The 7098-nt window shown below is 35.9% G+C and carries 9 protein-coding genes; all 9 read right to left on the bottom strand.

Annotation, left to right across the window (positions count from 1 at the left end):
• Positions 1-160: 160 nt before the first annotated feature.
• Positions 161-1033, bottom strand: coding sequence for a PEGA domain-containing protein (locus tag AB1414_12750; GenBank protein ID MEW6608290.1), 873 nt, complete (start codon positions 1031-1033; stop codon positions 161-163).
• Complete coding sequence (locus AB1414_12745) at positions 1030-3021, bottom strand: HD domain-containing phosphohydrolase (GenBank protein ID MEW6608289.1); 1992 nt, start codon at positions 3019-3021, stop codon at positions 1030-1032. Before AB1414_12745 ends, AB1414_12750 begins: the two co-directional genes overlap by 4 nt.
• Complete coding sequence (trpA, locus tag AB1414_12740) at positions 2987-3787, bottom strand: tryptophan synthase subunit alpha (protein ID MEW6608288.1); 801 nt, start codon at positions 3785-3787, stop codon at positions 2987-2989. The genes AB1414_12745 and trpA overlap by 35 nt, the downstream gene beginning before the upstream one ends.
• A 266-nt stretch (positions 3788-4053) precedes the next feature.
• Positions 4054-4266, bottom strand: a complete 213-nt coding sequence (locus AB1414_12735) for a hypothetical protein (protein MEW6608287.1) — start codon at positions 4264-4266, stop codon at positions 4054-4056.
• A gap of 1 nt (position 4267) precedes the next feature.
• A complete protein-coding gene (gene trpB / locus AB1414_12730; protein MEW6608286.1) occupies positions 4268-5470 on the bottom strand; it encodes a tryptophan synthase subunit beta in 1203 nt (400 codons plus the stop codon).
• Between the two features lie 50 nt (positions 5471-5520).
• Positions 5521-5670, bottom strand: coding sequence for a hypothetical protein (locus tag AB1414_12725; protein MEW6608285.1), 150 nt, complete (start codon positions 5668-5670; stop codon positions 5521-5523).
• 96 nt (positions 5671-5766) lie between these two features.
• Positions 5767-6486: a phosphoribosylanthranilate isomerase gene (locus tag AB1414_12720; protein ID MEW6608284.1), complete on the bottom strand. Its 720-nt coding sequence runs from the start codon at positions 6484-6486 to the stop codon at positions 5767-5769.
• A 1-nt stretch (position 6487) separates the two neighbouring features.
• The gene (locus AB1414_12715) at positions 6488-6589 is read right to left on the bottom strand and encodes a hypothetical protein (GenBank protein ID MEW6608283.1); all 102 of its coding nucleotides are present in this window, start codon (positions 6587-6589) and stop codon (positions 6488-6490) included.
• Between the two features lie 213 nt (positions 6590-6802).
• On the bottom strand, positions 6803-7098 hold a 296-nt coding region (locus AB1414_12710), incomplete at its 5' end, for an electron transfer flavoprotein subunit beta (GenBank protein MEW6608282.1).

The following is a 7098-nucleotide window of genomic DNA, read 5'->3' as shown; positions in this document are numbered from 1 at the left end:
TATACCACATTTAAGATAAAAAGTCTATATTTTTTTCAAAAAACAAAAATCTTTACGAAAAATATATTTCATAATCCCGAAAAACCCTCATAAATACCCATTTCTTATTTTCACCGAGAATTGCTGAGTAGATAGTTTTATTTAGTATTGAAAATTTTCTTTACTGATTACTACTCTCCGATGTTAATTCAAAATTAACAAAAACACTTTCAGCCACTGGCACATTAACTTTTTTTATTGCAGAAAAGAATCCTTCTTTGTTGACTTTGAGTGTATGATTTCCAACCCTGACTGTCAATTCCCGCACGGGTGTCTTACCAATTAATTCATCGTCTAAATATACCATAGCCCCTGAAGGAATAGATGTTACATAAATAAAACCTTCAGGTTTGGGTTTTAATCTTACTTCCATCTTTGTCTCTTCTCCTGGTTCAACAAATATATTAGCTGACCAATCATTATATTTAGATAAACTAAGTTGTAGTTGGTAAGGTTGCCAGGGGATTAGGGGAGAAATCGTTAAAGGAGTTATCCCTTTTTTTTCATTATTGACAAAAACAGTTGCCCCTGGAGGAGTTGAGCTAATAAATACACTTGCCAGAGATAATTCTAATTTAGCATTTATGCAGGTTGTTAATCCTTGTTTTATTATTATTTCTGATTGATATGGTTGATAACCATTTTTAACCAATTTTATCTGATGTGTCCCTGTTTTAATTTTAGAAACCATTGGTGTCCTTTTAGTTTGCAGGATAGCATCAAGATATATCTTTGCTCCGGCTGGAGAGCTTAAGATACTAATAGTTCCAAATTTATTCGGTTTAGATGGTTGAGCAGGAATTGGTTTTTGGTAAACAGGTTTAATTTTAGTCGGAAGTGGTTGAAGTTGTTTTTCGAGTTTTATTTTTTCTTTAACCGTAACCTCTCTTTTTTTTATCGGGAACTGGGATAATCGAAGGAGGTTAAATATTCCACCTATTACGCCGGTTAAAAGTAAGATAAAAAATATCCAGGTAATCTTATCGTTTTTCATATCTTTCCTTCCTTGACTAATTTAATAAACACCTCAACTATTTTAGGGTCATACAATTTCCCACTTCCTCTTTCTAATTCAAGAAGGGTATCTTGTTTACTAAATGCCTTTCGATAAGGTCTATCAGATGTCATTGCCTCATAAGAATCTACGATACCAATAATAGAGGCGGCTAAAGGCAAAGGAGGTTCTCCATCTTTGGTTAAGGAGTTTGGGTAGCCATCTCCACTAATTCGTTCATGGTGGTGTTTAACGGCATCGATAATATCTCCTGGGAGATTAATTGCTTCTAATATTTTCACGCCAATCTCCGGGTGTTTTTTAATTTGTTCGAATTCATCCTCTGTAAGTCGTCCTGGTTTAAGTAGAATTTTGTCATCAATACCAATTTTACCAATATCATGGAGATAACCACCAATTTTAATATTTTCTACTTCTGTGGGAGAAAGTCCAAGTGCCTGTGCCACGATTGCGGCATATCGCCCTACATTTTCACAATGTCCTTTAGTATATTTATCTTTTGCCTCTATCGTGAATAATAAAGTCAAAATGGTATTTAAAAAATATTTCATCTTCTCTTCATACAAAAATGTATTTTCAAGGGCGACCGTAGTTTCGTCACAAAATGTATTCAGAAAGGCTATATCCTCATCATTATATCCATGCAAATTTTCTTTCTCACCTAAACAAACTACCCCCCTTAACCCTTCTTTCCCAACCAGCGGTATGGCTAAGATACTATCTACCTTTTCAAGGTCATTTTCTATATCTTGAAAGACATTTTCAAATCTGGGGTCTAATCGTAGATTCTCTTTTAGAAGTATTTTTTTATTCTCACTAAACCATTTAATCATCCCTTTTGTTTTTGAGAATATCGCCTTACGCCTCCTGGTTTCATTTAATCCCATATCAAAATCTACTTTACATTCTTCCTCATCCGGGGAATAAAGTATTATCGAGGCTGTTTTAATCTCCATAATATTTACCAGAACATCAAGTATTGATGGAAGAAGCAAATTTTTATCAAATGTAGAGGTAATATTTTGAGAAAATCTTTTCAGGAACTCTTTTTTATCGAATGTTTCTTTAAAAAATCGCCTTTCTATAAATTGGCTAATTGTTCTACTGGCTAAATGAAAACTTAAGCCAAAACCAATAGCCAGTATTATGCTTAATAGAAAAAAATTAGATGGAAATAATCTCTGTCCAACTAAAATAATAAAAGCAATTAGTCCGACTAAAATAGTTGATGTCAGGTAATGGAGATGTTCTCGCCTTATAAATATATTTAATTCTATTAATTTATACTTGATACAGACATAATTTATGAACAAGTTAAAAATGACAATGGTCAAATATTCTACTAAATATAGCATTTTAAAAAAATCAATGCCCATATTGGAGAGACTGCTTAATATTCCACAACAACTTCCTATGAGTAAATATTTTAACCTTTCCTTTTCTATAACACTTTTAGTCTTGTTATATCTTTGATATAACAACCAATTTCCATACAAGATAAAAAGGATAAAATATATTCCATAATAGTAATAGAACACCCCAATATCTGGATAATAAAAGCCGTCTTTAAAGATTACTCCTTGAATAAGTCCACCTAAGAGATTTAAAATACCAAATATTAGACTGAGGGAATATCCCGCTTGCTTTAATATAGTAGGGAATTTAGAATGGTTCATAGTTAACGATAGGACAAAATGGAAGAAGATGACAGGAAAGAATATAAGTCCTGTATAAGAACATCTTAGCCAGATAAGAACATTGGTTTCATCTAAAAAAAGTGATGATGTCCCAAAACCCAAAATCCAGAGGGTTAAGGTAGATAGAAGAGATGAGTAAGTTGTTCTGAGACTACTTCTCTTTTCTAAAAGTGTAAATGCTAATAAGAAAAGATTAGTTAGGATTATAAAAAATGATACAAAGATAACAATCATTTTATTGATATTTCCCGGAAGATAAGTTTGAGACAAAATCGCCTACGAGATTGACCAGATTGGGGTTTTTTTCATGTTTAGCTATAAGATTAACGATTGCACTGCCGACAATAGCGGCATCTGCTATCGAGGTAACCTTATGCACATGCTCTTTTGTTGATATGCCAAATCCCACGGCAATAGGTTTATTCGTTATTAGTCGAATTTGCCTTAAAACATCTTCTAATGTTCCTTCTAATTTTTCACGCATACCTGTTATTCCTGTTAAGGAAACATAATAGATAAATCCGCTGGATGTTCGACTAATCAATTTTATTCTCTTTGATGTGCTTGTCGGTGCTAACAAAAATATAGTGGCTAAGTTTTTTGATTGAGCTTCATCTCTCAATTCTTCTGCCTCTTCTGGTGGTAAATCAGGGATAATCACACCATCTACACCAACAAAACTTGCATCTTTGACAAATTGAGATACCCCGTACTTATAAATAAGGTTATAATAACTAAGTAACACGATGGGAATCTGAGAAATGTTGCGAAGGACTTTGACTAAATCCAGTACCTTTGTCAGAGATGTTTTGTTATTCAATGCCCGTTCTGATGAGGCTTGAATTACCGGGCCATCCGCTAATGGGTCGGAGAAAGGCACGCCAAGTTCAATTATATCTGCCCCACTTTTTTCTAATTTGAGCACTAATTCATAAGTCCGTTCAAGACTGGGGTCACCTGCCGTAATGAATGTAATTAATGCCTTCTGTTTTTTTGCCTTAAGTTCTTGAAATTTTAAGTCAATCCTATTGCTCAATCTTTTGTCTCCTTATCCTTTGGTAAATGGTAACTGGTGAATGGTAATTAAATACCGTTATATTTGGTAAATGGTAACTGGTGAATGGTAATTAAATACCGTTATATTTGGTAAATGGTAACTGGTGAATGGTAATTAAATACCGTTATATTTGGTAAATGGTAACTGGTGAATGGTAATTAGTTACCAATCACCAGTTACCATTTAACCAATTACTTGCTTTTAATTTCGTGAAAGCCTATAAAACCTTAACCTGACATATACTCTCAGGCAGCCATTTTTCTTTCCATCCTGTCCAAAATTCTTGTGTGTTCAAGAAGCATTTGAACTATATCTCTTTGTGTTTCTTCAATTTTCACCGCACCTTCTTCAATCTTCCCCAATGCTTGCATCATCTCTTTCTGGAGTTTACCATTAACTCTCCAGATATAAGTAAAAATCAACCCTAACATTCCTAATATTAACCCTAATACCTCCATTTTAATCCACCTCCTCATTTAATATTTTTGATACTGTTTCTACATCTTTATCTCCCCGACCAGACAGATTAATTACAATAATCTCATCCTTATTTAGTCTTTGGGCTAATTTTTTTGCATAGGCAATGGCGTGAGCAGATTCTAATGCTGGAATTATTCCTTCTGTTTGGGCTAAAATCTGGAATGACTCCAGTGCCTCATCATCTGTCACTCCAACATATTCTGCTCTACCAGTCTCTTTGTAGTAGCTATGTTCTGGCCCTACCCCTGGATAATCTAATCCTGCAGAGACAGAGTGAGTTGGAGTAATCTGACCATCTTTATCCTGAAGCACATAAGAGAGGCTACCATGTAAAACACCAGGGCTACCTGCTTGCAATGATGCGGCATGAAATTCTGTATTAAGTCCTTTCCCGGCGGCTTCAATGCCTATAAACTTCACCTTTTTATCTTTAAAAAACGGGTAAAATAGACCTATCGAATTACTTCCACCACCAACGCAGGCTAATAGATAATCTGGCAGGCGACCTTCTAATTTAAGGATTTGTTGTCTGGTTTCCTGACCAATTATTGCTTGAAAATCCCGCACCATCATTGGGTATGGATGAGGTCCAACGACCGAGCCTATGACATAATGGGTTGTTCTAACATTTGTGACCCAATCACGGATAGCCTCATTGATGGCATCTTTTAAGGTTTTACTTCCTGATTCTACTGGATGAACTTTAGCCCCTAAGAGTTTCATCCGAAAGACATTTAATGCCTGGCGGTGGACATCCTCGGTCCCCATATAAACTTCACATTGTAGTCCAAACATAGCGGCTGCCGTTGCTGTGGCTACACCATGTTGTCCTGCCCCAGTTTCTGCAATGACGCGTGGCTTCCCCATGTATTTAGCCAGAAGCACCTGTCCTAAGGTATTATTTATCTTATGAGCGCCAGTGTGACATAAATCCTCTCGCTTTAAATAAATTTTTGCAGAGTTAAATTTTTCTGTTAGCCTTTGAGCAAAATATAATGGTGTTGGTCTGCCTGCATAAACCTTCAGGTAGTAGTCAAGTTGAGTCTGGAATTCAGTGTCATTTTTAGTCTTAAGATAATTTGACTCTAATTCTTCTAATGCAGACATCAAGGTTTCAGGGACAAACTTTCCCCCAAAAAAATTATCCTTAGATTTGAAATGTCCATATTTGTCTGGTAACATTGCTTTATTCCTCGTAACCGTTCAGGGATATAGCCACAGAGGCACAGAGTTCACAGAGAATTAAGGAAATTAACCATAAATGCACACGAATTAACCTCTGACATCCCATAAATGTAGTGCGAATCTTTAGGTTCGCCTTTTGGTTTGCCAGAAGCGAGGCTAAAGCCTCGTACTACAAATTTTTTTGTATTTGTGTTCATTCGTAGTTATATATTACCTCTGTGTTCTCTGTGCCTCTGTGGCTGAATGTTTACTATTCCTCTTTACCCGAATAAGTTCGGACTTCCGTATCCTCGTTACTTTTTCTTCCAAAACAGAAATCCACCTTTTTTCTCTTTTACTTCTTCCCCTTCCCATTCAAATAGTTTTTTTGCCTTATCAGCGATAATAATATCACTATCAGCATTTTGAACCTGTCTAATGAATTCGGTTAATTTTATTTTATTTTTCTTCCCTGGTGTATCTTTTTCCTCTACGCCCGTGCTTACATCAACGGCATAAGGACGAACGATGGATATAGCCCGATTGACATTTTCAGGAGTAAGTCCACCTGCCAGGATAATCGGTCCGAATTTAGTTGCCTCCTGGGCTAAACTCCATTCAAATGTTCTACCAGTTCCACCAGCGCGCTCTTCTTCATAGCTATCCACTAAATATCCCGAAACCTTATACCCAGGGATAACAGTGAGGTCATCACTACTTCTAATTCTAAATGCCTTGATTATCTTACGATTAAAAGAAGCACAATATTGAGGAGATTCTTCCCCATGAAGTTGTAATCTATCTAATTTACATAAGTCGGCAATTTTGACAACTTCATTTTCTGGTCTATTCACAAATATACCCACCGTGATAACAAAAGATGGTATGTCATTTATAATACGCTGAGCCTCTTCAGGTGCAATTTTTCTCGGCGACTCCCCTACAAAAACAAATCCTAAAATATCTACACCAGCATCAATACACATAAAGGCATCTGTTTTACTTGTTATCCCACATACTTTAATCCTGGTCATTTTAAAATCCCTCCTTCTTATTTTGGTAATTGGTAACTGGTAACTGGTAATTGGTAACTGGTAACTGGTAATTGGTAACTGGTAACTGGTAATTAGTTACCACTTACTACACCTCTACTCACTGATTACTATACTCCAGTGAGGTATAAATTGTGATTATTTAAAGTAATCGGTAATTTGAAATACCAGGCTACTGCTTGCTCTTTACCGATAACCTGATAACCGATAACTGATAACCGATAACCTGAGTTGATAGTCACAGGAAATCACAAAATATGCCTCTCTAAAGTATATCTATTGTTCACTGTCCACTATTTCATACTATCTTTCTCTGTTTCAATTCACAGGCTAATTCTTTGACTATATCTTTAACCTCACCATGGAGGATTTTTCTATCTTTTCGAGGTGGCGGGGTAAATGTGCGAATTACTCGAGTGGGAGAGCCCGTCAGTCCAACATCATCCGGGTTAACATCAAGTTCTTGCGCACCCCACTTAATAATTTCTTTCTTTTTAGAGGTTAATTTGCCTCGTAATGAAGGGAGTCTTGGTTCATTAATCTCTTTGACGACTGTGAGTAAAGCAGGTAGTTGAGTTTCCACGACTTCATAGC

It is taken from the genome of bacterium (assembly GCA_040755795.1).
GTDB lineage: Bacteria > UBA9089 > CG2-30-40-21 > CG2-30-40-21 > SBAY01 > JBFLXS01.
This window is presented reverse-complemented; position numbering and strand designations above follow the sequence as displayed.

Coding starts and splice junctions, on each gene's coding strand:
- AB1414_12750 (MEW6608290.1), bottom strand. CDS start 1,033: ATGAAAAACGATAAGATTACCTGGATATTTTTTATCTTACTTTTAACC.
- AB1414_12735 (MEW6608287.1), bottom strand. CDS start 4,266: ATGGAGGTATTAGGGTTAATATTAGGAATGTTAGGGTTGATTTTTACT.
- trpB (MEW6608286.1), bottom strand. CDS start 5,470: ATGTTACCAGACAAATATGGACATTTCAAATCTAAGGATAATTTTTTT.
- AB1414_12725 (MEW6608285.1), bottom strand. CDS start 5,670: ATGAACACAAATACAAAAAAATTTGTAGTACGAGGCTTTAGCCTCGCT.
- AB1414_12720 (MEW6608284.1), bottom strand. CDS start 6,486: ATGACCAGGATTAAAGTATGTGGGATAACAAGTAAAACAGATGCCTTT.